Annotated in this window: 24 protein-coding genes and 1 pseudogene; 13 read left to right on the forward strand and 12 right to left on the reverse strand. The window is 66.1% G+C overall.

The genetic code is table 11. The annotated features are described in order from the left end of the window. Nucleotide 1 precedes the first annotated feature (1 nt). The 3 genes from ACIP21_RS08195 to ACIP21_RS08205 are packed head-to-tail and all read right to left on the reverse strand — an operon-like array spanning nt 2 to nt 6131. Nucleotides 2-3688 carry a translocation/assembly module TamB domain-containing protein gene (locus tag ACIP21_RS08195; protein WP_400686214.1) on the reverse strand — a complete coding sequence of 1229 codons (3687 nt, stop codon included), beginning with the start codon at nt 3686-3688 and terminating at the stop codon, nt 2-4. Continuing rightward, nucleotides 3685-5427: an autotransporter assembly complex family protein gene (locus tag ACIP21_RS08200; protein WP_400687101.1), complete on the reverse strand. Its 1743-nt coding sequence runs from the start codon at nt 5425-5427 to the stop codon at nt 3685-3687. Before ACIP21_RS08200 ends, ACIP21_RS08195 begins: the two co-directional genes overlap by 4 nt. Before the next feature lie 53 nt (nt 5428-5480). After that, nucleotides 5481-6131, reverse strand: a complete 651-nt coding sequence (locus ACIP21_RS08205) for a GNAT family N-acetyltransferase (protein ID WP_400686217.1) — start codon at nt 6129-6131, stop codon at nt 5481-5483. A gap of 164 nt (nt 6132-6295) precedes the next feature. Between ACIP21_RS08205 and xthA the strand changes: the two genes are divergently transcribed. Next, entirely contained in the window at nt 6296-7108 is an 813-nt protein-coding gene (gene xthA, locus ACIP21_RS08210; protein WP_400686219.1) for an exodeoxyribonuclease III, read from the forward strand. A gap of 152 nt (nt 7109-7260) precedes the next feature. On the opposite strand, the gene ACIP21_RS08215 is transcribed toward xthA, so the two are convergent. Both ACIP21_RS08215 and ACIP21_RS08220 read right to left on the reverse strand, forming a co-directional pair. Further along, complete coding sequence (locus ACIP21_RS08215; protein WP_400686221.1) at nt 7261-8013, reverse strand: anti-sigma factor family protein; 753 nt, start codon at nt 8011-8013, stop codon at nt 7261-7263. Further along, the gene (locus tag ACIP21_RS08220; RefSeq protein ID WP_400686223.1) at nt 8010-8531 is read right to left on the reverse strand and encodes a sigma-70 family RNA polymerase sigma factor; all 522 of its coding nucleotides are present in this window, start codon (nt 8529-8531) and stop codon (nt 8010-8012) included. The genes ACIP21_RS08215 and ACIP21_RS08220 overlap by 4 nt, the downstream gene beginning before the upstream one ends. A gap of 123 nt (nt 8532-8654) precedes the next feature. Between ACIP21_RS08220 and ACIP21_RS08225 the strand changes: the two genes are divergently transcribed. The 4 genes from ACIP21_RS08225 (at nt 8655) to ACIP21_RS08240 (ending at nt 12154) form a co-directional block, all read left to right on the forward strand. Then, nucleotides 8655-9707: a catalase family peroxidase gene (locus ACIP21_RS08225; protein ID WP_400686225.1), complete on the forward strand. Its 1053-nt coding sequence runs from the start codon at nt 8655-8657 to the stop codon at nt 9705-9707. Beyond that, nucleotides 9704-10237, forward strand: a complete 534-nt coding sequence (locus tag ACIP21_RS08230) for a cytochrome b (protein WP_400686227.1) — start codon at nt 9704-9706, stop codon at nt 10235-10237. The genes ACIP21_RS08225 and ACIP21_RS08230 overlap by 4 nt, the downstream gene beginning before the upstream one ends. 86 nt (nt 10238-10323) lie before the next feature. Beyond that, nucleotides 10324-11529 carry an MFS transporter gene (locus ACIP21_RS08235; protein ID WP_400686229.1) on the forward strand — a complete coding sequence of 402 codons (1206 nt, stop codon included), beginning with the start codon at nt 10324-10326 and terminating at the stop codon, nt 11527-11529. 79 nt (nt 11530-11608) lie between these two features. Continuing rightward, nucleotides 11609-12154 carry a cupin domain-containing protein gene (locus ACIP21_RS08240; RefSeq protein WP_400686232.1) on the forward strand — a complete coding sequence of 182 codons (546 nt, stop codon included), beginning with the start codon at nt 11609-11611 and terminating at the stop codon, nt 12152-12154. Between the two features lie 42 nt (nt 12155-12196). Here ACIP21_RS08240 and ACIP21_RS08245 read toward each other — a convergent pair whose 3' ends face one another. Beyond that, nucleotides 12197-12787 (reverse strand): 2-hydroxychromene-2-carboxylate isomerase, encoded by a 591-nt coding sequence (locus ACIP21_RS08245; RefSeq protein WP_400686234.1) that lies wholly within the window; start codon nt 12785-12787, stop codon nt 12197-12199. A 27-nt stretch (nt 12788-12814) separates the two neighbouring features. Beyond that, the gene (locus ACIP21_RS08250) at nt 12815-13546 is read right to left on the reverse strand and encodes an SDR family oxidoreductase (RefSeq protein ID WP_400686237.1); all 732 of its coding nucleotides are present in this window, start codon (nt 13544-13546) and stop codon (nt 12815-12817) included. 88 nt (nt 13547-13634) lie between these two features. Between ACIP21_RS08250 and ACIP21_RS08255 the strand changes: the two genes are divergently transcribed. Both ACIP21_RS08255 and ACIP21_RS08260 read left to right on the forward strand, forming a co-directional pair. Continuing rightward, a complete protein-coding gene (locus ACIP21_RS08255; protein WP_400686239.1) occupies nt 13635-14198 on the forward strand; it encodes a TetR/AcrR family transcriptional regulator in 564 nt (187 codons plus the stop codon). After that, entirely contained in the window at nt 14185-14778 is a 594-nt protein-coding gene (locus ACIP21_RS08260; RefSeq protein WP_400686242.1) for a DUF4157 domain-containing protein, read from the forward strand. Before ACIP21_RS08255 ends, ACIP21_RS08260 begins: the two co-directional genes overlap by 14 nt. Nucleotides 14779-14883: 105 nt before the next feature. On the opposite strand, the gene ACIP21_RS08265 is transcribed toward ACIP21_RS08260, so the two are convergent. Beyond that, on the reverse strand, nt 14884-15888 hold the full coding sequence (locus ACIP21_RS08265) for a bile acid:sodium symporter family protein (RefSeq protein WP_400686245.1): 1005 nt from the start codon (nt 15886-15888) through the stop codon (nt 14884-14886). Between the two features lie 107 nt (nt 15889-15995). Between ACIP21_RS08265 and ampC the strand changes: the two genes are divergently transcribed. Both ampC and ACIP21_RS08275 read left to right on the forward strand, forming a co-directional pair. Further along, complete coding sequence (ampC, locus tag ACIP21_RS08270; protein WP_400686247.1) at nt 15996-17138, forward strand: class C beta-lactamase; 1143 nt, start codon at nt 15996-15998, stop codon at nt 17136-17138. A gap of 290 nt (nt 17139-17428) precedes the next feature. Then, nucleotides 17429-17761, forward strand: coding sequence for a hypothetical protein (locus ACIP21_RS08275; RefSeq protein WP_400686250.1), 333 nt, complete (start codon nt 17429-17431; stop codon nt 17759-17761). A gap of 45 nt (nt 17762-17806) precedes the next feature. On the opposite strand, the gene ACIP21_RS08280 is transcribed toward ACIP21_RS08275, so the two are convergent. The 4 genes from ACIP21_RS08280 to ACIP21_RS08295 form a co-directional block, all read right to left on the reverse strand. Next, nucleotides 17807-18103, reverse strand: coding sequence for a hypothetical protein (locus tag ACIP21_RS08280; RefSeq protein WP_400686253.1), 297 nt, complete (start codon nt 18101-18103; stop codon nt 17807-17809). A 155-nt stretch (nt 18104-18258) separates the two neighbouring features. After that, a complete protein-coding gene (locus tag ACIP21_RS08285; protein WP_400686256.1) occupies nt 18259-18447 on the reverse strand; it encodes a hypothetical protein in 189 nt (62 codons plus the stop codon). A gap of 135 nt (nt 18448-18582) precedes the next feature. Further along, on the reverse strand, nt 18583-18903 hold the full coding sequence (locus ACIP21_RS08290) for a YbjQ family protein (RefSeq protein WP_003258990.1): 321 nt from the start codon (nt 18901-18903) through the stop codon (nt 18583-18585). A 64-nt stretch (nt 18904-18967) separates the two neighbouring features. Next, entirely contained in the window at nt 18968-19855 is an 888-nt protein-coding gene (locus ACIP21_RS08295) for an EamA family transporter (RefSeq protein ID WP_400686259.1), read from the reverse strand. A gap of 235 nt (nt 19856-20090) precedes the next feature. Between ACIP21_RS08295 and ACIP21_RS08300 the strand changes: the two genes are divergently transcribed. The 4 genes and pseudogenes from ACIP21_RS08300 (at nt 20091) to ACIP21_RS08315 (ending at nt 24689) form a co-directional block, all read left to right on the forward strand. Beyond that, the gene (locus ACIP21_RS08300; protein WP_400686262.1) at nt 20091-21488 is read left to right on the forward strand and encodes a purine-cytosine permease family protein; all 1398 of its coding nucleotides are present in this window, start codon (nt 20091-20093) and stop codon (nt 21486-21488) included. 109 nt (nt 21489-21597) lie between these two features. Then, nucleotides 21598-21864, forward strand: a pseudogene (locus ACIP21_RS08305) (NAD(P)/FAD-dependent oxidoreductase); the annotation flags it as partial. A gap of 145 nt (nt 21865-22009) precedes the next feature. Next, on the forward strand, nt 22010-22849 hold the full coding sequence (yghU, locus tag ACIP21_RS08310; protein ID WP_400686265.1) for a glutathione-dependent disulfide-bond oxidoreductase: 840 nt from the start codon (nt 22010-22012) through the stop codon (nt 22847-22849). Nucleotides 22850-22985: 136 nt separating this feature from the next. Next, nucleotides 22986-24689, forward strand: coding sequence for an amidase (locus tag ACIP21_RS08315; RefSeq protein ID WP_400686268.1), 1704 nt, complete (start codon nt 22986-22988; stop codon nt 24687-24689). Nucleotides 24690-24935 lie beyond the last annotated feature (246 nt).

Raw genomic sequence — 24935 nt, forward strand, 5'->3', positions numbered from 1 at the left:
GTCAGAAGTCGCGCTTGTAGAAAATATCCAGGGAGCTCGCCAGGCCACTGGCCGCTTCCAGGTAGACTTTCTTGCTCAACTTGTAGCGCAGCGCAATGGTGTTGGCCGGTTCGAATACCCCTACCCCATACCGCAAGCTCAGCTTTTCCGTCAGGTTGCCACTGGCCACCACACTGGTACTGTTGCCCGAGCCCTCGGTATCCAGCTGGAAATCATCGATCCCCAGGCTCGACGCCAGGCTGCCGGTCACCCCGGCGCTGCCTGCCAGGCCCAGGCCCAGGGCGGCCTGGGCAAGCATGTTGCTATCCTCGCCCGAGGTGCTCAACGGGCGCCCCAGCACCAGGTACGACAACGCTTGCTCCTGACTCATGGCCGGTTCCGAAAACACCTTGGTGGTCGGTTGCTCGGCACTGCCGCTCAAGCGAATGCCCGCGGTCACGTCGTCGACCTGGCGAATCGCCTCGATATCCAGGTAGGGCGTGTCGATCGGCCCGGCGAACAACAGCCGCGCACGGCGAATGGTCAAGCGCTGGCCATAGGCCCGGTAGCGGCCGTCGGCCAGGTTCAGTTCACCGCGCGTATCCAGGTTGTCGCCGATGTGCACATGCCCCAGCAGATTGGCGGTCAGGCCGAAACCGCTGAACGACAGCTTGTCCTGGCCCACCTCCACGTCGATGTCCATGGCCATCGCCATGGGCGGCTTGCCCTCTTCGGTCTGGTGACCGACGATGACCGTGTCGTCCGAGACCTTGACGGTCGACGGCGGCAACTCCCGCACGGTGATCTTGCCCTTGGGCACCCGCACCTTGCCGATCACCGCCAGTTTGTCGTCGATCAACCGCACGTTCAGGTCCGGCGCCACTTCCAGCGCAGCATAGGGCTCCACCGTCACCGGCAGCTGCTGGCCTTGCAGGCGCAGGTCCATGCCCAGCGCCTGCCCCCAGGTCAGCAGGCCATTCAACTGGCCGCGCCCGGCGTCGCCACTTGTCCAGCTGCCATCGAGGCGCACCTGCTCACCGGCGATCAGGGCCTGCAACGACAGGCCCTGCAGACTGACTGGCAGTTCGGCGCCACTGACTTCGCCACCGCTGAGCATCAGGTTGCCGTTGACTTGGGGCGCCAGCAAGGTGCCGGACAACCGGCCACTGCCATTCAACTGACCCGCCAGCCGCTCGACCATGGGCACGAACGGCCGGGCAATCGACAGGTCCAGCCCCGCCAGACGGAAGTCACCCGCCAGGGGTTTGTCCTTGCCCAGCGGATCGAGACGTGCATTGAGATTCAACTCACCCAGGCGTTCGCCACGGAACTCCAGACGGGTATCGATACGCCGCGGCGCGAGGGTGCTGTCCACGCGCAGGGCCTGGTAAGGGAAGTCGATCCAGCGCCCCTTGTCGCGCACCCGCAGGGTGCCGCCGCTGGCATCGACGCGGACCGTGCCCTTGGGGCCGCCGGCCGGAATATCCAGGTTGATGTCGGCATTGAGCAGCCCCTGCCAGGCGAAGTCCTTGGGCAACCATTGCGCCAGGCTGTCCAGCGGGAACTGCTTGAGGTGGTAGCGCAGCCGCGGCTCCGGCGCCAGGCGCTGATCTTCGCCGCACAGGCTGGCCTGGCCGGAGCGCCAGCAGTGGGCACCGAAGTCCAGCTGGCCGCTGGCCAGGCGCTGCAGCCGCGCCGGGGCCTGCAACTGCCAGTCCTGGCCGCCGGCCTGGATGCGACCAGTGGCCAGGCGGCCACGCCAGTCACCTTTGCTCAATTGGCCATCCAGGCCCAGGTCAAGCTTGAGCTGCGGCCCTTCGAGGGCCAGGGTCAGCGCTTGCTGGCGGATATCGCCCTTGCCGTTGGCCTGCAAGCTGCCCAGCGGCGTTTCACCCAGGCGAATCCCGCTTGCCTTGAGGTCGATGGCGGCGCGCTGGGCATTGTCCAGACGCGCCTCCAGGTCGAGGCGTTGCAGGCGATTTTCCGCCTGGGCCAATTGCTGCCCCAGCAGGGTCAGGCTGCCTTGCGGGGCGTTCAAGGTGCCGCTGACGTCCAGACGGCCCTTGACCTGCCCCTGCAACCGAGGCCACAGCTGCCCCAGGCGAGGCAGGTCGAGGTCGATGCGCCCGGCCAGGCGCTGTTGCAGGCTGCCACTGCCGTTGATGCGGTTGTCACCCAGTTGCACGGCCAAGGCGCCAAGCGTCCAGGCCTGCCCGGCGCCTTGCGCCTGGACCTTGAGCACCGCTGGCTGGCCGCGCAGGCGGCCCTTGAGGTCGAGCTGGGCATCGAGGCTGAGCTGTTCGCCTTTCAGCTCGCCCTTGCTGCGCAAAGGGCCAGCCAAGCTACCCGGCAACTCGGCAAGCCAGTAGGCCGGGTCGAGTGCCGACAACTGCAGGTCGACATCCCAGGCCAGGGTATCGGCGAAACGCACGGCGACATCGCCAGTCGCCTTGCCTTGGCCAGCGCTCAATGCAAGCTGCGGCAGACGCACCTGGCCCAGGTCACCCTCGAACGGGCTGGCCAGGGTAAAGGCACCGGCCGGGCCGTCGAGGTCGCCGTTGAACTGCCCCTGGTACTTGCCATCACGGTACTGCACCTGGGCGTTGAAGCGTTTGAGGGTGACTTCAGGTGGCGCCTCCAGCGGGTACAGGCGCATCCAGGGGAAATCCAGCCAGTCGAGCTGGGCATCGGCGCTCAGGCCCTGCTGCCAGTCGGCACTGGCCTGCAGCTTGACCCGCTGGGTATCGCTGGCCGTGAGGTCCAGTGCATCCAGTTTCGCGCCCTTGGCATCGACCTTGCCGGTCAGGGCCAGGGCCACGGGCGCCTTTTCGGCCGGCAGGCTGGCGCTGCCGGAAAGCCGATAGCCCTTGAGCAGGTCGCCCTGGGCATCCAGCTTGAGCTGATTGAACTGCAAGGTGTCCGGCAGCGATGCCGTCGGTTTGAAGGCATCGGCGCGAACCTGCAGCCTGGCAGGCAGGTGCTCGGCCAGGGCCTGCAGTTCACCGGTCAGGCGGGCATCGAGGTAACCGCTGCTGGTCGCGTCCAGGACAAGGGTCTTCTGCAGTTCGCCCCTGGCGCTCAGCGCCAGCTGCCAGGCCTTGCCCTCCACGGCGGGCAGTTGCACCTGCCCCTGTAGTTGCAAGGGCCAGTCACCCTCGGGTTTCACCTCGCCCTGCACATCGACCCGCAAGTCGTCGCGCTGCAACTGCAGGCTGTCGATGCGCAGCCCGCCTGCTGTCCAGTGCGCCGCCAGGTGCAAGTCGCCGAGCAGATCGCTGCCGTCCAGGCGCACCTGGCCCACCTGGACCTCGCCCACCTCGATGGCCAGCGGCAGATGCAATGCCGGCAGTTGCAGCGGGCCACTCTCGGTGCCCTGCTCGCTCGGCGCGAAGGCCATGTCGACACGCTGGGCCTTCAACTGGTCGATGCACAGCGTGGCCTTCAGCAGGCACGCTGGCGACCAGTTCAGCAGCGGGGCTTGCACCTCGATCCGATTGCCGCCATCCAGCCAGCTCAGGCGGCTGGCCTGCCAACTGCCCGCCAGGCGCCCGCGGAAGTCATCGACCGTCAGCCCAGGCACTTGGCCGAGCGCCCAGCGGCTGCCGCCCTCGGTCCCCAACAGCACACCCAGCGCCATGAACAGCAGCAGCACACTCGCCAGCAGGGCCAGCAGAACCCCCATCGACACACGCATCAACACACGCTTCAAAGCTCAGGCCCCATGGAGAAGTGCAGGCGGATACCGCCCTCGTCATCGAGCGCCTTGGCCAGGTCCAGGCGCAGCGGCCCGACCGGCGACACCCAACGAACACCGAAACCGACCCCGGTCTTGAGGCTGGGCAGTTCCAGGTTGTTGAACGAATTGCCTTGGTCGACGAAGGTCGCCACCCGCCATTTATCAGCCAGCGAGTACTGGTACTCGACACTGCCGGCCACCAGGTAGCGCCCGCCGATGCGGTCACCGTCGCTGTTTTTCGGCGACAGCGTCTGGTAGTCGTAGCCACGCACGCTCTGGTCGCCACCGGCGAAGAAGCGCAGCGACGGCGGGATGTTGTTCTTGTAGCCGTTGGTGGCGCTGCCACCGAACTGCACCCGGCCGAGGAATCGGTGGTTGTGGCCCAGGGTAGTGAGGCCCTTGAGCAGCACGTTGGCGTGCAACAGGTTGGTGTCCGACACCAGCCCCTCCTTGGCCACCTGGGTATCGAACTGCAGGCGGTAGCCGTTGTGCGGGTCGATGCGATTGTCACTGCGCAGGTAGCTGAAGCTGATACCCGGCATCAGCAGGTTGCTCAGGCCCGAATCGTCGCCCAGGCGGTATTCTTCGCGCTGGTACTTGAGCGAGATCACCCGCTGCCAGCCGCTGGGCAGCTTGCTGTGCCATTCGGGGCCGACGGTCAGCAGCTTGCTGAGCGTGTCGGTACCGGCCAGCTCCTCGTTCTGGTAGCCGCCGGCGAAACGCAGCTTGTCGGTCAGTGGTGGGTCCAGCGGGACGTCGTACCACAGCCCGACGTTCTGCCTCGGCGCCGAGATTTCGGTTTCCCAGCCATAACTGTGGCCCTGCGGGTTGACCCAGTGGCGGGTCCAGTTGGCCTTGCCACGCGGGCCGACGTCGGTCGAGAAGCCCAGGCCCAGGCCCATGGTGCGGGGCTTGCGGCTGTCGAGGCGAACCGCGACCGGGATGTCCTCACCCACCGCGGCAGTGGGGGCGGCGTCGACCCGCACGCCTTCGAAGTAGCCGCTGGACTGCAGGTCGTTGTTGAGCTCGGCAATCAGCTCGGAATCATAGGGTGTGCCAGGGGTGAAGGAGACCATGCGTTGCAGCAGGTCCTGGTCCAGCGGGGTGTCGCCACTGAACTCGACCTTGCCCAGGCGATAGCGCGGGCCGCTCTGGTACACCAGTTCGATGTCGGCCACCCCCGCCTGCGGGTCGACCGCCAGGCGCTGACGGCTGAAACGCCCGCTGAAGAACCCATAGCGCGAGGCCTGGTTCTGGATCAGCCGCTTGGCGTCCTCGTACAGGCCGTGATTGAGCTGTTCGCCCGGGCGCAGGGCCTTGCTGTCGGGCACCCGGAATGCCTTCATTTCACTGGCCGGCCCTTCGATGCGCACGGTCACGTTACGCAAGCGCACCGGCTCACCGGGGGCAATCTTGATGATGAGCCTGGGGGATTGATCGGCCTTGGCGGGCGGCTTGACCTCAGTCTCGATCTGCGCCTGATAGTAGCCAAGTGCCTGCGCGGCCTTGCGCGCCTGCTCCTCTGCCCCGCGACTGAAGCGCAGCAGCGCGTCCTCATCACGGTCACCCAAAGTGCCGATATAGCCTTCGACATTGGCCTTGAGCGCGCTGTTGGTCGGCTTGACCTGCACCAGCAACTCGCTCTGGCCCCATGCTGCGAAACTGGCCGCCCAGAAAACCAGGCCCCAGTTGAGTCTTCCTGAATACGTCATGCGGCGCATGCTACCAGAGCCAGGCGCTCAAGACAGGTGCCTGGCAGGCCTCATCAGGCAAAAGAAGTCGTTGAGGAAAGCGGATTGGGATGAAAGAACACCCTCTCTCGGATTGGCCCTACGGCCACCTCGCCAATTTCTAGGTAGCCCTGACGCTGGTAAAACGCCAGGTAATGCGCGTTTCCTGAGTCCAGCACCACGCCTTGGGTGTTGGGATCCTCCGCGCACCAGTCGTGCACAGCCTGTAACAATTGTTCGCCGTAGTGCTGACCGCGAAACTGTGGATGTACCCCCAGCAACGGCAGCATGTGCACCTGGCCGGGCGGCAGGCAGCCGACCAGCGCGGCCTGGTACTCCAGGTAGCGCCGGGTGCAGCGCTGACCGGTACCGAGCAGCATGCGCAGGCGCCAGGCCCAGCTGTCGGCGACGCCGAGCCGACGCTGCGGCGGTACGATCAGTGCCAGCGCGATCAGCCGGTCCTCCAGCAGCAAGCCGACCGCAGGCAACTGCAGGTAGAAGTGCTGGCGTACCCATTCGCGCACCATCACCCGCAGGCGACGTTCGTAGCCGGGGCGCTGGGCTTCGAAGATATAGGCAAAGGTGGGGTCATGACGGTAGGCGTTGTAGAGCAGCGAACGGGCCTCACGGCTGTAACCGTCGTCGAGCGTGCAGATGCGAGCCTGGGCGGCAGTGGCGTCGGGCATTGCGGGCAGACCTCCTGGAAAGGGCATACATGCCTTGGAGGTGTCCCACTGCGCATCGTTCACCTCGTCGCATTGCACATTAGCAGTGCATCACCCTGGCCGCCACGCTGGTGATCACGGCCGATGTCGGCTAGCATCCGGCCTTTTACCAGGATCATCTTTCCATGAAGATCGTCTGTTTCAACATCAACGGCCTGCGGGCCCGCCCGCACCAGCTGGCGGCGCTGATCGAAAAGCACCAGCCGGACGTGATCGGCCTGCAGGAAACCAAGGTCAGCGACGATCAGTTCCCCCTCGCCGATGTCCAGGCCCTGGGCTACCACGTGCACTATCACGGGCAGAAGGGCCACTACGGCGTCGCCCTGCTCTCGCGCCAGGCGCCGCTGAGCCTGCACAAGGGTTTCGCCAGCGATGAGGAAGACGCCCAGCGCCGCTTCATCTGGGGCACCTTCGCCGATGCCGACGGCACCCCGATCACCATCATGAACGGCTATTTCCCCCAGGGCGAAAGCCGCGACCACCCGACCAAGTTCCCGGCCAAGCAGCGCTTCTACAGTGACCTGCAGGCGCTGCTCGAAGGGCAGTTCAAGAACGACCAGCCGGTGCTGCTGATGGGCGACATGAACATCTCGCCCCAGGACTGCGACATCGGCATCGGCCCGGACAACGCCAAGCGCTGGCTGAAGACCGGCAAGTGCAGCTTCCTGCCCGAGGAGCGCGAGTGGATGGAGCGGCTCAAGGGCTGGGGCCTGGTGGACAGCTTCCGCCACCTGCACCCGGAAGTGGCCGATCGGTTCAGCTGGTTCGACTACCGCAGCCGCGGTTTCGAGGACGAGCCCAAGCGCGGGCTGCGCATCGACTTGATCATGGCATCCCAGGCACTGCTGCCGCGGATCAAGGCAGCCGGCGTGGACTATGAACTGCGCGGGATGGAAAAACCTTCGGACCATGCGCCGATCTGGCTCGAATTGAGCTGACCTCCAAAACCCTGCCGGCCTTTGTAGGAGCGGCCTTGTGTCGCGAACGGGCTGCAAAGCAGCCCCTCGATTTCAGTTTCACCGCAAATATTGCCGGGGCTGCTCTGCAGCCCGTTCGCGACACAAGGCCGCTCCTACAGGACGCGTCGCTATCAGAGCCCCAGCCGCAACGCCTCGCCCACCCCGGCCCCGCGCACGTCGTCCGCCGCACTGACCAGGGCAAAGTTGTACGCCCCATGCGACCAGTAGCGTGCCTCCAACTGCCCATCCACCCGCTGCCCCTGGGGCATGCGCTCATAGCGTTCCCCCGGCGAGCGCAGGAACAGGCTGATGCGCTGCCCGTCACGGTCCTGGAACACCAGCAATGCCGCCGGCCCCTGTTCGTTGCTGAGCAGGCGCGCGCCCACCGGCTGGAAGCCGTAACCCGCCAGGTCCGGCAATTGCCCCACACGGTTGAAATGCCGCCCCAGCCAATCGCGCAGCTGCGCCGGGTCGCTGGCCTGGATATCCAGCGCCTGGCTGCCGGCGAACAGCCGATGGGCCTGCACGGCGTCGGCCATGGGCAGGTCGTTGCTGGCCAGGGTCACCTGCCGCGCCTGCCAGCCGCCCAGCCCGCCCACACCCAACGCCAACAGCAGCACCGCCGCCGAGGCCAGGCGCCGCTGGCGGCGCTGACGCACCTGGCGCTGCAACTGGCGCAGGTCGAGCGACGCCACGCCCGGCTGCTCGGCAAACCCTGCCAGGGCCGCACGCAGGCGCCGGGCATCATTGCGCCAGGCCTCGACCCGCGCCGCTTCCAGGGGGTTGGCTGCCAGCCATGCCTGCACCTCGGCGCGCCGCTGCGGTGTCAGGCGCTCGTCGACATAGGCATGCAGTTCTTGCTCGCTGGGGATCAGGCGTGTCATTTCAGTCTCCGCAAGGCCGGGGGCTGGGGGTTGCCCTCGGTCAGTTGGCGCAGGGCGGTGCGCGCCCGTGAAAGCCGCGACATCACGGTGCCGATGGGAATGTTCAGGGCCTCGGCGGCCTCCTTGTAGCTCAGCCCTTCGACGCTCACCAGCAACAGCAGGGCGCGCTGTTCGGTGGACAGCTGGGCGAAAGCCTGCAAATCCGCCTGGGCCAGGACGATATCCTCGAGATTGTCGCCCACGGCTTCATGCTGCACAGCGTCACGGCCAAACCATGACAACCAGCGGGCATGCAGGCGCTCGCGGCGCTTGCCGTCGAGAAACAGCCGGTAGAGGATGGTGAACAACCAGGCACGCAAGGCTTCGGCCTCACGCTGCTGGCCACGGCGGCTCAAGGCGCGCTCGACGGTGGCCTGGACCAGGTCGTCGGCGCTGCCGCTGTCGCGGGTCAGCCACAGGGCAAAGCGGCGCAGGCGTTGCAGCAGTTCGCGCCACTGCTGTTCGTCCAGGTCTTGCATGGCCAGTTACCGGTCTCGGGTTTGTCAGTGTAGGGGGCAGACGCCCGGCAACAAAATTTATTCCCGCCCCGGGAATAAGTTTTTCCCTGCTGCGTCGTACTGGCACCTTCACTGAACCGGACGATGATCATGACCCCACCCTTGCAAGGCCCCGCCAAGGCCCTGCGCCTGGCCGGCATCGGCGCCGTGATGCTGGCCCTGGGCGCAGGTTTCGCCTACGCCGCCGGCTGGCTCGGCGAGCCGCAACTGACCCCGCAACGCATCATCGACACCTTCGAAGCCCAGGCTGGCCATCACCCGGGGTACCGCAAGAACCACGCCAAGGGCCTGTGCGTCAGCGGCTACTTCCAACCCAGCGGCCAGGCCGCCAGCCTGAGCACCGCGCGCGCCTTCAGCCAGGCCCGGGTGCCGGTGATCGGCCGCTTCGCCATCGGTGGCGCCAACCCGTTCGCCCCAGACACCAGCGTGCCGGTGCGCAGCCTGGCGATCCAGTTGAGCACCGACGACGGCCAGGTCTGGCGCACCGGCATGAACAACCCGCCGGTGCTCGCGGTGAGCAACCCGCAAGGCTTCTATGACCAGGTGCTGGCCGGCGCACCGGACCCGGCCACCGGCAAACCGGACCCGGCGAAACTGCAAGCCTTCTTCGCCGCCCACCCGGAAAGCGCCGCGTTCCGCCAATGGGCGGCGGGCTACAAGCCCAGCGACAGCTTTGCCAGCACCCAGTACCACAGCATCAATGCCTTCCGCCTGATCGACGCCAACGGCGACGCCCACCCGGTACGCTGGCAACTGGAGCCACAGACGCCGTTCAGCGCCCTGCCCGGCCAGGTCGACGACAAGCAGTTCCTCCAGCACGACCTGGCGCAGCGCCTGGCCCAGGGCCCGCTGCGCTGGACCTTGCGCCTGGTGCTGGCCGACGCCGGCGACGCGGTGGACGACCCGGCCCGGCCCTGGCCTGCCGAGCGGCGCAGCGTGGATGCCGGGACCCTGTTCATCGAACAGGTCGACGGCCCCGAACAAGGCGCCTGCCGCGACCTCAACTTCGACCCGCTGATCCTGCCCCACGGCATCGAACCGTCCGCCGACCCGATCCTCGCCGCCCGCTCGGCCGCCTACTCGGTGTCCTTCAACCGCCGCAGCCACGAGTCGCTGAGCACAGGAGCGCAACCATGAAACCCGAAGCCTTCCACCCCCTGGCCCGGCTGATCCACTGGCTGATGGCGATGCTGATCCTCGCCATGCTGTTCATCGGCGTGAGCATGGTCGGCGACCTGTCGCCGCGTCACCCGCTGCTGGTCGAACTGCACAAGGCCACCGGCCTGGCGCTGCTGGCCCTGGTGCTGGTGCGCATCGGCCTGCGCCTGAGCCTGCCGCACCCGCCGCTGCCGCGCGACCTGCCAGCGTTTCAGCGCTTTGCCGCCGGCGCCTCGCACCTGGTGCTGTACGGCCTGATGCTGGCCATGCCGCTGCTGGGCTGGGCCATGCTCTCGGCCGGCGGCTACCCGCGGCCACTGCAACTGCCAGCGATCGCCCCGCACAACCTGCAACTGTATGCCGTGTTGCGCGAGGCCCACGGCTGGGCCGGCTACCTGCTGTTCGCGACGGTACTGGTGCACCTGGGCGCGGCGCTGATGCACGCGCTGGTGCGCCGTGATGGCGTGTTGCGCAGCATGTGGCCTGGCCCCCTGCGCCGTAGCGAATGATCGATGAAGACCAGGGCGGGCTCGACAAACGATAAGGGTTCTCATTAATCTCAAGCCCCATCGTATCGAACTGCCCTGGACTGCCCATGAATGTCGCAAAGGACCCTGCCCTGCTCACCCCCGCCAGCACCCTGGATCTACGTCCACTGCTGCTGGCCAACATGGCCTGCACCATGTCGATGATGGCCTTCGTCGCCCTGATCGGCCCGATCGCCCGCCTGCTCGGCATGGCTACCTGGCAAGCTGGCGCGGCGGTGACCGTGGCTGGCGTGGTCTGGGTGCTGCTGGCCCGGCCCTGGGGACGCGCCGCAGACCGCCTGGGCCGGCGCCGGGTGCTGCTGCTCGGCAGCGCCGGCTTCACCCTGGCCTATTGGCTGCTGTGCCTGTTCGTCGAAGGCGCCCTGCGCTGGCTGCCGGGGGCGACCCTGGCGTTCGTCGGCCTGATGCTCGCGCGCGGTTGCATCGGCGCGTTCTACGCCGCCATCCCGGTGGGCTGCAACGCCCTGATCGCCGACCATGTCGAACCCCAGCGACGGGCCCAGGCCATGGCCTCGCTGGGCGCGGCCAACGCCGTCGGCCTGGTGCTGGGGCCGGCGCTGGCGGCGCTGCTGGCGCGGCACAGCCTGAGCCTGCCGTTTCACGTGATGTCGCTGCTGCCGGCCTGCGCCTTCCTGGTACTGCTGTTCAAGCTCAAGCCACAGCCCCTGGCCCACAACCACGCGCCCAGCCCGGTGCGCCTCGGCGACCCGCGCCTGCGTCGGCCGCTGCTGGTCGCGTTCAGTGCCATGCTCAGCGTCACGGTGTCGCAGATCGTGGTCGGTTTCTTCGCCCTCGACCGCCTCGGGCTCGGGCCTGCCGAGGCGGCCCAGGCTGCCGGCGTCGCCCTGACCACGGTGGGCGTGGCGCTGATCCTGGCCCAGGTGCTGCTGCGCCAGCTGCAATGGCCACCGCTGAAGATGATCCGCGTCGGTGCCAGCGTCTCGGCGCTGGGCTTCGCCTGTGGCGCCCTGGCCGACAGCGCGCCGTGGCTGTGGGGCTGCTACTTCGTCGCGGCCGCCGGCATGGGCTTCGTCTTCCCGGCCTTCTCGGCGCTGGCGGCCAACGCCATGCAGGCCGGCGAACAGGGCGCCACGGCAGGCTCGGTCGGCGCCGCCCAGGGCATGGGCGCGGTGATCGGCCCGCTCGCCGGCACGCTGGTGTACGCCGTCGATCCACGCCTGCCGTTCCTGGCGGTCGCCCTGCTGCTGTTGCTGGTCGGGCTGTGGCCGATGCCACGCGCGCAAGCGGCCTGAGAAGCACAGCGCGCAAGCGTGCAGAGTGTGTTTTAATGCCTCGCCCATTATTTTTAACACCTCTGATTACAAGGCGGCTATGGACACGGGGACACGACTCAAACTGGTGCGTGAACGCAACAACCTTTCCCAGCGGGAGCTGGCCCGCCGCAGCGGCCTGACCAACTCGACGATCTCGCAGATCGAACAGAACCGCGTCAGCCCCTCGGTCAGTTCCCTGAAAAAACTGCTCGAAGGGATCCCCATGACCCTGGCGGAGTTCTTCAGCTTCGACGAGCCGGTACGGGAAGAGCGCTTCGTGTTCCGCGCCGGCGAGCAGCCGGACCTGGGCCGCAACGGCCTGCGCATGCTGCTGGTCGGCGCCAGTGTCGAGGCCCGGCAGATGCGCATGCTGCGCGAACTGTATGCGCCGGGCGCCGACTCGGGCGAGCCGATCGTGCATGCCGAAGGCGAGGAATGCGGCCTGGTCACCCGGGGCACCGTCGAACTGTGGGTCGATGGCCAGGTGAGCATTCTCAGCTCGGGCGATGGCTACTACATCCCCACCACCCTGCCCCACAGCTTCAAGAACATCGGCCCCGACGAAGCTGAAATCATCAGCGCCAACACCCCGGCGAACTTCTGAGCCGGGCTGGCCTCATCCGCAGTGAGGCCAACCCCGTATTCGTCAGCCAAGCGCCGCTTCGACGAAGTCCAGGCGGTCCTGGCCAAAGAACATCTCGGCGCCGACAAAGCAGGTTGGCGCACCGAATACCCCACGCGCCACGGCCTCCTCGGTCACCCGCTTGAGCTCGGCCTTCACCTCGCCGTCCGCCGCCAGGGCTTGCAAGGCCTCCGGGTCGAACCCCGCCTGGTGGAGGGTCTGGTGCAATCTTTCAGGCTCGCCCAGGTTGCGCCGCTGCGCCCACAACCCGTTGAACAGTGCCGCCAGCAGCGCCTCGAAACGCTCGGGTGAGCGCATCTGCACGCCCATCAACCCGCGCATCAGGTGCAGGGTGTTGATGGGGAACCCCGGCGGTAGCCCGAACGGCACGCCATATCGCGCGGCGAAGCGCCCAAGGTCGATGGACATGTAGCGGCCCTTGGCCGGGATCATCGCCGGCGAAGCGTTGCCAGTGGCCTGGAACACCCCGCCGAGCAGCATCGGCCGGTACACCAGGTTGGCGCCATGCCGGGCGCACAAGGCGGGCAACTGGGTCCAGGCCAGGTAACTGGCCGGGCTGCCCAGGTCGAAGTAGAACTCAACGGTCTTGCTCATGGGTCACGCTCCTTGGTCAGTCAGGGCCTACCAGCGCTCGATCCACGGGCGCAGGTCGAGTTCGAAGGTCCAGGCATCGCGCGGCTGGGCATGCAGGAACCAATAGCTGTCGGCGATGTGCGCCGGGTCGAGGATGCCGTCCTGGTCTTTCAGGGCATAGCGCTCGGGGAAGCTGTCGCGGATGAACGCCGTATCGATGGCGCCGTCCACCACCACATGGGCGACATGGATGTTCCTCGGCCCAAGCTCGCGCGCCATGCTCTGGGCCAGGGCACGCAAGCCGTGCTTGGCACCGGCGAAGGCGGCGAAACCGGCCGCGCCACGGGTACCTGCGGTGGCGCCGGTGAAGAGGATCGTGCCACGTTCACGGGTGACCATGCGGCGCGCCACGGCCTGGGCGGTGAGAAAACCGGCGAAGCAGGCCATCTCCCAGATCTTGAAGTACTTGCGTGGGGTTTCTTCAAGGATGCTGCAAGGCACATTGGCGCCGATATTGAAGACAAAGGCTTCGATCGGGCCGATATCGCGTTCGATGGTTTCAATCAGTGCGGCAACGTCCTCCTCCTTGCGTGCATCCGAGCCAAAGCCGTGGGCCTGACCACCGGCGGCGCGGATCTCGTCGACCAGCGGCTGCAGTTTTTCCACCTGGCGCCGGGTAACGCAGGCGATGTAGCCCTCGCGGGCGAAGCGCTTGGTGATCTCGCCACCGGTCGCATCGCCGGCACCGATCACCAGCACCACTTTTTGTTGTTCTGCCATGCCTGCCTCCATTGATGAATGATCGTTTAGTAAACGAACGCTATGTTAAGATCGCCCCCATCGTCAAGCCAGTGCGTAGAGGTTGCCCGTGCGCTATTCCACCGAACACAAGCAGCAGACCCGCGAAAAGCTGCTGGCCAGCAGCGGCGCGCTGGCCAAGCGCGGCGGGTTTTCCAGCACTGGCGTGGCCGGGTTGATGAAGGCCATCGGCCTGACCGGCGGCGCCTTCTATAACCATTTTCCGTCCAAGGACGACCTGTTCACCGAGGTGGTGCGCCAGGAGCTCTGCAACAGCCCGCTGGCCCGCCTGGCTCACCAGGGTGCCAGCCGCGAGCGCCTGGGCCGCTGCCTGCAGCAGTACCTGAGCCTGGCGCACCTGCACAACGCCGAAGGCGGCTGCCCGCTGCCGCCACTGGGCGTGGAGATCGCCCGTGCCGAGCGACCGGTGCGTGAAGAGGCCGAGCAATGGCTGGTGGCGCTGCATGGCGCATGGAGCGAAACGCTTGAAGACCCAGCGTTGGCCTGGGTGCTGATCAGCCAGTGCGTGGGCGCACTGGTGGTCGGGCGCATGCTGGCCAGCGAGGATGTTCAAGGGCAACTGCTGGATGCCAGCAAAGGGTTTGTCGAAAGGGCGTTGAATGAGGCGGGTTGATCTCTTGCTCGGGCTGCTGCTGGCCGCACCGGCGATGGCCGAACAGGCTTGCCCGCCGGGGCAGTACCAGGTCTGCCTGATGGGCTGTTTCTGCGCGCCGATCGACCCTGGCCAGGCCGGGCAGATCCTCAAGGATGTCGAGACCGTGGCCTCCGGCAGCCTGGCCTACGCCCTGCGCCAGGCCCGCGACGAAGCCGCCGCCAGTGGCAGCGAGCCGATCCCCTTGCATATCCGCGCGCAACTGGAGCCTTGGTACGACTTCGCCGTGCTCGATGCCGCGCGCTACCGGGTCGGCGACGAAAAGCAGATCAGCGCGGCCAATGCCCTGCTGCAGAACCCGGACGTAAATGCGGTGACGCTGATCGATACGGTGATTTTCCGCCGGGCCAGCGATGCCGAGGACAATGTGGCGCTGTGGGCCCACGAGCTCAAGCATGTGCAGCAGTACCAGCAGCTGGGGGTGGAGGAATTCGCCCGGCGCTATACGCGCAACTACGAGGAGCTGGAGGGGCCGGCCTACGAAATCGAAGCGCAGGTGGCGAAGGCTTTGCGTGAGCGCAGTGCCGGGCAGGCTCGTTGACCCCCGTCGGCCTCTTCGCGGGTAAACCCGCTCCTACAGGGCTATCGCAGTTTTTGTAGGAGCGGGTTTACCCGCGAAGAGGCCGGCAAAGACATCATCAACGCATCAGGAAGACGCGGTCGCCCGCTCACCCACCTGCTCACGCGCGGCATACCGCTGCGCCAGCACCGCGCAGACCATCAGCTGGATCTGGTGGAACAGCATCAGCGGCAGGATCATCGCGCCAATCCCGCTACCGACGAACAGCACCTGCGCCATTGGCACGCCAGTGGCCAGGCTCTTCTTCGAGCCGGCGAACAGAATGGTGATGCGGTCTTCCAGGCTGAAGCCCAGTACCTTGCCCAGCACACGCGTAGCCAGCAGCACCACCGCCAGCAGGATCCCGCACACGGCGAAAAGGCCCGCCAGGTGCTGCGGCGAAACCGTGTGCCACAGGCCGGTCACCACTGCCTCGCTGAAGGCGGTGTACACCACCAGCAGGATCGAGCCCTGGTCCGTCATCTTCAGCCAGCGGGCGTTCTTCTTCACCCAGGCGCCGATCCAGCGCCGCGCGATCTGCCCGGCCACGAACGGCACCAGCAGTTGCAGGGTAATCTTCAGCACCGCATCGAGCCCCGAACCGGTATCGCCGCTGGCACCCAGCAGCATCACCACCAGCAACGGCGTCAGGAAGATACCGATCAGGCTGGACGCCGCGGCGCTGCAGATGGCTGCCGGCACATTGCCGCGGGCCAGCGAAGTGAAGGCGATGGCCGACTGCACGGTGGCGGGCAAGGCACACAGGTACAGCACGCCCAGGTACAGGTCGTTGCCCACCAGCGGCACGAACAGTGGCTTGAATGCCAGGCCCAGCAACGGGAACATCACGAAGGTGCATGAAAACACCAGCAGGTGCAGGCGCCAGTGGCCGGCGCCGGCAACGATCGCCTCACGCGACAGCTTGGCGCCGTGCAGGAAGAACAGCAGGCCGATGGCCAGGTTGGTCAGCCAGCCGAAATACACCGCGCCGTCGCCCGAGCAAGGCAGCACGGAGGCGATCGCCACCGTCCCGAGCAGGCACAGGGTGAAATTGTCGAACAACATGCGCAAATACTTCATAACAGTTTCCATCTTGTCGTTGTGCAGGGGCACACGATAAGGTCTAGCGTTTTTTCCCGCTAACGCCGGTAGCCCCATCGGTATCGCCCAACGGACACCTGCCTGAAAAGGACCTCTGCATGCCTTACGCCCGCCTCGCCCCCTTGCTGCTCGCCATGGCTGTCGCCCCGGCGTACGCCACCGAGCCGCTGCAAGCCCGGGTGGACGACGTCATCCGGCCCTTGATGAAGCAGCAGGACATCGCCGGCATGGCCGTTGCCGTCTACGCCAATCGCCAGGCGTACTACTTCAGCTATGGCGTGGCTAGCAAGGCCGACGGCCAACCGGTAAGCCCCGACACGCTGTTCGAAATCGGCTCGCTGAGCAAGACCTACACCGCGACCTTGGCCGCCCTGGCCAGCGCAGAAGGCAAGCTGGACCTCGAAGCCCCCGCCCAGCGCTACCAACCAGCACTGGCTGGCGCTCCCCTGGGCAAGCTCAGCGTGCTGGAGTTCGGCGCCTACAGCGCCGACTGCCTGCCGTTGCAGTTGCCGGATGACGTACAAAGCCCGGAGCAGGTACTGGCATTCTTCAGCGCCTGGAAGCCACGCAGCGAACACGGTACCCGGCGCTGCTACTCCAACGCGAGCCTGGGCCTGTTCGGCGACCTGGCAGCAAGGGCACAGCAGCAGCCCTTTGCCGACATCATGAACAACCAGCTGTTGCCACGGATGGGCCTGAAACATACCTACCTGCAAGTGCCGAAAACCGAGCAAGGCCTGTACGCCCAAGGCTATGACGCACAGAACCAGCCGGTACGCGTCGGCCCCGGACCCTATGCGGACGAAGCCTACGGCATCAAGACCAGCGCCAGCGACCTGCTGCGTTTCGTGCGCCTGAACATGCAGCCTGCGGAGCTTTCGCCCGCCCTGCGCAAAGCCACGGCCATCACCCAGGCCGGCTATTTCCAGGTCGGTACCATGACTCAGGGCCTGGGCTGGGAACGCTACCCCTACCCCGCCAGCCTGGACACCCTGGTGGACGGCAACAGCCCGCGGCTCATCCGCGAACCCCAGGCCACTCGGCGCCTGAACCCGGCGCTGCCCGCCCTGCCCGCAGCCTGGTACAACAAGACCGGCTCCACCAACGGTTTCGGCGCCTACGCCGCGTTCATCCCGTCCGAGGGCAAGGCCATCGTGCTGCTCGCCAACCGCAACTACCCCAACGAAGCGCGGGTGCGTGCGGCCTACGAGATTCTCTCCCAGCTGGGCCACCGGGAGTAGTTCAGGAAGGATTGTCCGACAAGATGTAGTGCATAAAAATATTCACTACAAAACGGTTGACGCCGTTCTGCGCGCTTGTGCATGATGAGGCCGTCTCCCTGATCGGGAGCGGTGGCAAGGGTGTTCCAGACGGCTTGCGCGGTAACGCAAACCGTCCGTGGAGAGGGAATCTGTCCAAAAGGCAGCGTGAGAAAGCCCCTGTTGCGATGCTGCTGTAGCAGCCTTGGTAGTGCGCTACAACCTGTGGCGCCAACTGTGACAATCAACAACAAATAGGTGATGGGGGCTTTATGATGAACTTGAACGACAAACCGACGATCGACCAATTGGCTCAGCTGTTCGCTGGACGCAAGGACAGCCTTGACGACCACCTGCTGTGGGTCAGCCAGACCGGCGAGGTACGCCTCGACCGCCTGCCGCCGAACACGGTCGAAGATGAATTCGAAGCGCACCTGCCCAGCATGCGCGCCCGCTTCAAGGTCTACCGCCGTGGCCAGGGCTACGTCGGCAAGAAGGCCGCCGCCGACACCGAGTTCGTCGGCCGCGTGCTGCAGACCCTGCAACAAGAATGGCCCGCCGCCCGTGAGCGGCAGGCAGTCAAGGTGATCGAACCGCTCAACTGACGGGCGACACCCTTCTGGAGCCCGGCCCGAATAGGCCGGGCTTTTTCATGCCCGCCGCTGCTGCCGTGGCATGGGCATGGCACCGGTGGCCAGTGCCCGGGCACGGTCGACACCCCACACCAGCGCGCGGGTCATGGTCTCCCCGGGGCGTGTCGGATAGTACTCTTCCAGCAACGCCCGCCCGTCCCGCCCGTACAACCCGAGAAACAGCTGCGTCGCCCCCAGCCGTGACAGGCGCACCTGTACATCGAGGGAAGTGCCATCACTCAGCGCTTCTTCATGGCAGCGGCAGTGCAGCTGCAGATCGGCCCACTGCCAATAGATCTCGTCCCTGACTCGCATGGAAATCTCCCGTTCCTCGAATGCCGCGCCAGCAGACCACAGCTGAGGCGGCTCGGCGAGCGCAACCCGCCATTACCATGAGCAGGATCAAGCAATACCAACAAAAACCCCGCCGTTCGGCGGGGTTGTGTGAGCAGGTTGACTTTTTCGCCGGATCACTTCCGGGCAGGTACCCGCAGCGTGAAGCGCCCCCTCTTGCTGCGTTGCTGGTGAGCCGGCTTGAGCTGCTCCGACTCGTCCAGGGTCATGTGGGCGAACCCCAGGCGCAGATCCGCCTGACCGCAGCGCACCTGGCTGTTGATGGGGAACGCATCGTTCATGTCTTCGAAAAAGGACTCGCTCATGCCCTGTCTCCCTTCAGTGGCAGCCGCGTCGGCAAGAAAAGCCCCACCTGGAAACGCGACCCGAAGCAGTGAGACTAGTCGGTCAGTTGCGGACTGCCCGGACGAACCTTACGCGCCCGACCAATGGCAACTGGCTTATTTCAGCCTCACGGCAGTACCAGTGGCGAACACCACGACCATGCCGCCCTGTACCGAAGGCATGCTGATCTCGAAGTCGACGCCAACCACTGCATCGGCTTGCAACTGCCGTGCCCGTGCCTTGAGTTCCTCGGTGGCCTGCTCGCGGGCTTCGCGCAGGGCGCTTTCCAGGGTCTGCGAACGGCCGCCGAAGAAATCGCGAAAACGTGCGAAGAAATCGCGCACGAAGTTGATGCCCTGCACCGATTCGGAGCTGACCACGCCGAGGTATTCGGCGATCGGGCGGCCTTCGAGCTGGCTGGTGGTGGAGATGATCATGGGGAGCTCCTTGGCCTGGCCAAAAGGCCAAGTCTACCAAATGCGCCAGCCGCTTCGCGGCAACCTAGTGTGCGCTGGCCGCCCGCAGGCGCCGCCCCAGTTTCGGCCCGAATACATTGACCAGCAAGCCGAGCATCACCAGCAACGCGCCCCAGCCCTGCACCGCCGTCAACCGCTCCCCCAGCAGCCACGCCGACGAGCTCAAGCCGATCACCGGTACCAGCAGCGAGAACGGCGCCACCTTGCCGGCCGGGTGGCGCGACAACAGCTTGCTCCACAGGCTGTAGCCAACCATGGTGGCGACGAACGCCAGGTAGGCCAGCGCCAGTACCGAACTCCAGCTGATGTTGGCCAGCGCATGGCCGATCCGCTCCGGCCCTTCCAGCCACCACGACAGGGCCAGGAACGGCAGTGGTGGAATCAGCCCGCCCCAGATCACCAGCGCCACCAGGTCCACCGAGCCGAAACGGCGGGTGATGATGTTGCCCATGCCCCACATGGCCCCGCCGCACAGGGTCAGCAGCAACGCCACCAGCGGCACGTGGCCGCTGTCCTCGCTGCCGATCAACGCCAGGCCGCTGGCCGCCACCGCCAGGCCAAGCACGCTGGCCATGCGCAGCCGTTCACCCAGGAACAGTGCGGCGAAGCCCAAGGTGAAGAACGCCTGCGATTGCAGCACCAGCGATGCCAGCCCCGGCGGCATGCCGCTGTACATGGCCTGGAAAAGGAAGGCGAACTGCCCGAGCGAGATCGTCGCGCCATAGGCGATCAGCCAGCGCCATGGCAGCTTTGGCCGCTTGACCAGGAGGATGGCCGGGAACGCCACCAGCAAAAAGCGCAATGCTCCGAGCAGCATCGGCGGCAGGCCATCGAGGCCGACCTTGATGACCACGAAATTGACTCCCCAGGCGACGATCACCACCAGGGCGATCAGCAGGTCCTTGAGCGGCATTGCACCATCCTTCTTCAGGCGTTCTAGACATATTTCGTAACAGCATAAGGCCATTTTCCGCACATGGACCAGCACAGTTGCCACCAACCCTTACGCAACAGCTGGGCTGTTACGGCCCACACACTTCACTTGACCTTACTTGTATAGACATGCTCATATCGGATGGAAGTCACTCGCCCGGCGCACCGGCAGTGGCCTTTTCTCCCGCACAAAAACAATGAAGTGGAGCCCCTCAATGTCTCGCAAATCCGTGCTCGAACGGCGTTCCATCGACTACATTCCCGAAGCCGAACGCCATGGCAGGCTGTACAGCCAATTCACCCTGTGGCTCGGCGCCAACCTGCAGATTACCGCCATCGTCACCGGTGCCCTGGCCGTGGTGCTGGGCGGCGACGTGTTCTGGTCGCTGATCGGCCTGCTGGTCGGCCAGCTGATCGGCGGCGCGGTGATGGCCCTGCATGCGGCCCAGGGCCCGCGCCTGGGCTTGCCGCAGATGATTTCCAGCCGGGTGCAGTTCGGCGTCTACGGCGCGGCCATTCCGATGGTGCTGGTATGCCTGATGTACATGGGCTTCACCGCCACCGGCACGGTGCTGTCCGGGCAGGCCATCGGCCAACTGCTCAGTGTCAGCGACAGCACCGGCATATTGATCTTCGCCTCGGTGATCGTGCTCGCCACCCTCGCCGGCTACCGGGTGATCCACTGGATCGGCCGGGTCGCCAGCGTGCTCGGCATCATTGCCTTCGTCTACCTGTTCAGCCGCATCCTGCTGCTCGCCGACATCGGCCAGCTCCTGGAGAACCGCCATTTCAGCTGGGCTACCTTCCTGCTCGCGGTGTCGCTGGCCGCGTCCTGGCAGATCGCCTTCGGCCCTTACGTGGCGGACTACTCGCGCTACCTGCCGAGCAGCACCTCGCCGGTGAAAACCTTCCTCGCCGCAGGCCTGGGCTCGGTGATCGGCGCCCAGGCCTCGATGGTCCTTGGCGTGTTCGCCGCAGCCATTGCCGGCGGGCAGTTCTCCGGGCATGAGGTGGCGTACATTGTCGGCCTCGGTGGCGCCGGCACCACCGCCGCGCTGCTGTTCTTCAGCATCGCGTTCGGCAAGGTGACCATCTCGACGCTGAACTCCTATGGCAGCTTCATGTGCATCGCCACCATCATCAGCGGCTTTCGTGGCCACCTGGCGATCAGCCGCGTGCAGCGCCTGGTATTCGTGCTGGCCATCGTCGGCGCCGCCACCCTGGTGGCCCTGCTCGGCCAGCATTCGTTCCTCAGCGCATTCAAGTCGTTCATCCTGTTCCTGCTGACCTTCTTCGTGCCGTGGAGCGCCGTCAATCTGGTGGACTACTACTTCATCACCCAGGAACGCTACGACATCCCCGCCCTGGCCGACCCCAATGGCCGCTACGGCCGCTGGAACTGGCCGGGCATCAGCGTCTACACCCTGGGGGTGCTGGTGCAGATGCCGTTCATCGATACCAAGCTGTACACCGGGCCCATGGTCGCGCATCTTGGTGGCGTGGATGTGTCGTGGCTGATCGGGCTGCTGGTGCCGAGCGTGCTGTACTACTGCGTGGCGCGCCGGCGGGCCGCCGAAGCGCCGGCCAGCATGATCGTGCCAGAAGCGCACTGACGCCCAGGAGCTGGGGCCTGGGCGCAAAAGAGCTGCCGACTGGCCCCGTAACATCGTTGCCTGCAATTAGGGTCTACCTTGTCTTACTGACTTTCCCAGGAGCACAACGATGAACAATATCCTGATCATTGGCGCCGGCGTCGCCGGCCCATGGAGCGCCCTGAGCGCTATTCGCCAATTGCAGTTGCAGTCTGGCAGGGATGCCCAGGTGACGCTGCTGACGCCCCAGGCCGAGCTGCAGCAAGCGCTTGCGCGCAGCAACCTGTGCCTGGTGCACGGCACCGCCTCGCGGATCGATGCACTCGACAGGCGCGTGCACTACCGCACCGTGTCCGGCACACGTTGCAGCCTGTCCTATGACCGCCTGATCTCCGCGCAACTGTGGCCGCTCTAGCGCGCAGCCTGCGCCATGCAACTGGCGCCTGCGGCCAATGCAATTGCGCTTTTGCGCGAACCCGTGGCATAGATGCAGGTCCACGTCTTTACGTGACGGTTTTCGCGTCTTCCAAGGAGATTCCTGCATGAGCAAGCCCTCTTACGTCCCGCCCAAGGTCTGGCGCAACGATGCCGCGTCCGGCGGCCAGTTCGCCAGCATCAACCGGCCGATCGCCGGGCCGACCCATGAGCGGGACCTGCCGGTCGGCAAGCACCCCTTGCAGCTGTACTCCCTGGCCACGCCCAACGGCGTCAAGGTCACCATCCTGCTGGAGGAACTGCTCGCCCTTGGCCACAGCGGCGCCGAGTACGACGCCTGGCTGATCCGCATCGGTGATGGCGACCAGTTCTCCAGCGGCTTCGTCGAGGTCAACCCCAACTCGAAGATCCCCGCCCTGCTCGACCGCAGCGTCGAGCCACCGGTGCGGGTGTTCGAGTCGGGTTCGATCCTGCTGCACCTGGCGGAAAAGTTCGGCGCCTTCCTGCCCAAGGCCCCGGCCGCGCGCACCGAGACCCTCAACTGGCTGTTCTGGCAGATGGGCTCGGCGCCGTATCTGGGCGGCGGCTTCGGCCACTTCTACGTGTATGCGCCGGAAAAGATCGAGTACGCCATCAACCGCTTCACCATGGAAGCCAAGCGCCAGCTGGATGTGCTGGAGCGGCGCCTGGCGATCAGCCGCTACCTCGGTGGCAATGAGTACAGCATTGCCGATATCGCCGTGTGGCCGTGGTATGGCCAGCTGGTACGCGGCAACCTGTATGGCGCGGCGGAGTTCCTGGCGGTGGAAGAGTATCCACAGGTGTTGCGCTGGGCCGAGGAGATCGCCCTGCGGCCGGCGGTGCAGCGTGGCACCCGGGTCAACCGGACCTGGGGCGATGAGGCCAGCCAGTTGCCTGAACGGCATTCGGCGGCGGATCTGGACTGAGTGCAAAGGGGCCGCGCTGCGGCCCCGACAATGCCGCACTGCAAAAAACCATTTCTCCTGCGCAAACCTCCCACCCCTGATCCCTTCTTGTACACTCCTCGCACTAGCCCCCACCTGCACATTTTTTGGTGAAAGCATGATCGAGGTAACCGAGGTTTCCATTGCCGAGCTGCGCGACGCGCTCGAAGCGGGCCGCACGACGGCGGTCGAGCTGGTCAAGGCCTACCTGGCACGCATCGACGCCTACGATGGAGCCGACACCGCCACCGCTCTGAACGCCGTGGTGGTGCGCAACCCCGAAGCGCTCAAGGAAGCCGAAGCTTCCGACGCCCGTCGCGCCCAGGGCCAGACCCTGAGCCCGCTGGATGGCATCCCCTACACCGCCAAGGACAGCTACCTGGTCAAGGGCCTGACTGCCGCCTCCGGCAGCCCGGCCTTCAAGGACCTGGTCGCCCAGCGCGACGCCTTCACCATCGAGCGCCTGCGCGCCGCCGGTGCCGTGTGCCTGGGCAAGACCAACATGCCGCCGATGGCCAATGGTGGCATGCAGCGTGGCGTCTATGGCCGCGCCGAGAGCCCGTACAACCCCGCCTACCTGACCGCGCCCTTCGCCTCCGGCTCGTCCAACGGTGCCGGCAGCGCCACCGCGGCCAGCTTCAGCGCCTTCGGCCTGGCCGAGGAAACCTGGTCGAGCGGCCGTGGCCCGGCCTCCAACAATGGCCTGTGCGCCTACACCCCGTCGCGTGGGGTGATTTCGGTACGTGGCAACTGGCCGCTGACCCCGACCATGGACGTGGTGGTGCCTTACGCCCGGACCATGGCCGACCTGCTGGAGATTCTCGACGTGGTGGTCGCCGACGACGCGGACACGCGTGGCGACCTGTGGCGCCTGCAGCCTTGGGTACCGATCCCGGCCGCTTCCAGCGTGCGCCCGGCCTCCTACCTTGACCTCGCAGTCGACGCCAGCGCCGTCAAGGGCAAGCGTTTCGGCGTACCGCGCATGTACATCAATGCCGACGACCAGGCGGGCACCTCCGAGAAACCTGGCATTGGCGGCCCGACCGGGCAGCGCATCAACACCCGTGCCAGCGTCATCGAGCTGTGGAAGCAGGCGCGCCAGGCCCTGGAAGCGGCCGGCGCCGAAGTGCTGGAAGTGGACTTCCCGCTGGTGTCCAACTGCGAAGGCGACCGCCCGGGCGCACCGACGGTGTACAACCGCGGCATCGTCAGCCAGGCATTCCTGCATGACGAACTGTGGGAACTGTCCGGCTGGGGCTTCGATGATTTCCTGCGCGCCAACGACGACCCCAAGCTCAATCGCCTGGCCGATGTCGACGGCCCGCAGATCTTCCCCCACGACCCGGGCACCCTGCCCAACCGTGAGGATGACCTGGCCGCCGGCATGGACGAGTACGTCAACATGGCCAAGCGCGGCCTGAAGACCTGGGACCAGATCGAGACCCTGCCCGACGGCCTGCGCGGCCTGGAGCAGACCCGCAAGCTCGACCTGGAAGACTGGATGGACGCCCAGGGCCTGGACGCGGTGCTGTTCCCGACCGTGGCCGACGTGGGCCCGGCCGACGCCGACGTCAACCCGGCCTCGGCCGATATCGCCTGGAGCAACGGTATCTGGGTGGCCAACGGCAACCTGGCCATCCGTCACCTGGGCGTACCGACCGTGACCGTGCCGATGGGCGTGATGGCCGATATCGGCATGCCGGTGGGGCTGACTTTTGCCGGCAAGGCCTACAGCGACAATGCGCTGCTGAGCTTCGCCGCCGCCTTCGAGGCGACCGGCTCGCGCCGCATGATCCCGCCGCGCACACCAGCCCTGGGCTGATGGCCCCATCGCGAGCAAGGCTCGCTCCTACCGGGCATTTACGAATCCCGTAGGAGCGAGCCTTGCTCGCGATGCGCCGCCCAAGCGGCGTGCAAGCCTACCGTCACCATTGGTCAGACTGTCATCAGTCTGTTCCCTTCCCCCTGTACTACTGAACCTGCCAGTGCCGAAACAATTCACCTGCGGCCCTTTCGATCTGCAGCAAGTGAAGGCACAATGCGTGTCTTTTTTTTGGCCGGCCTGGCC

Source organism: Pseudomonas sp. NPDC089401 (genome assembly GCF_044749485.1).
Taxonomy (GTDB): Bacteria; Pseudomonadota; Gammaproteobacteria; order Pseudomonadales; family Pseudomonadaceae; genus Aquipseudomonas.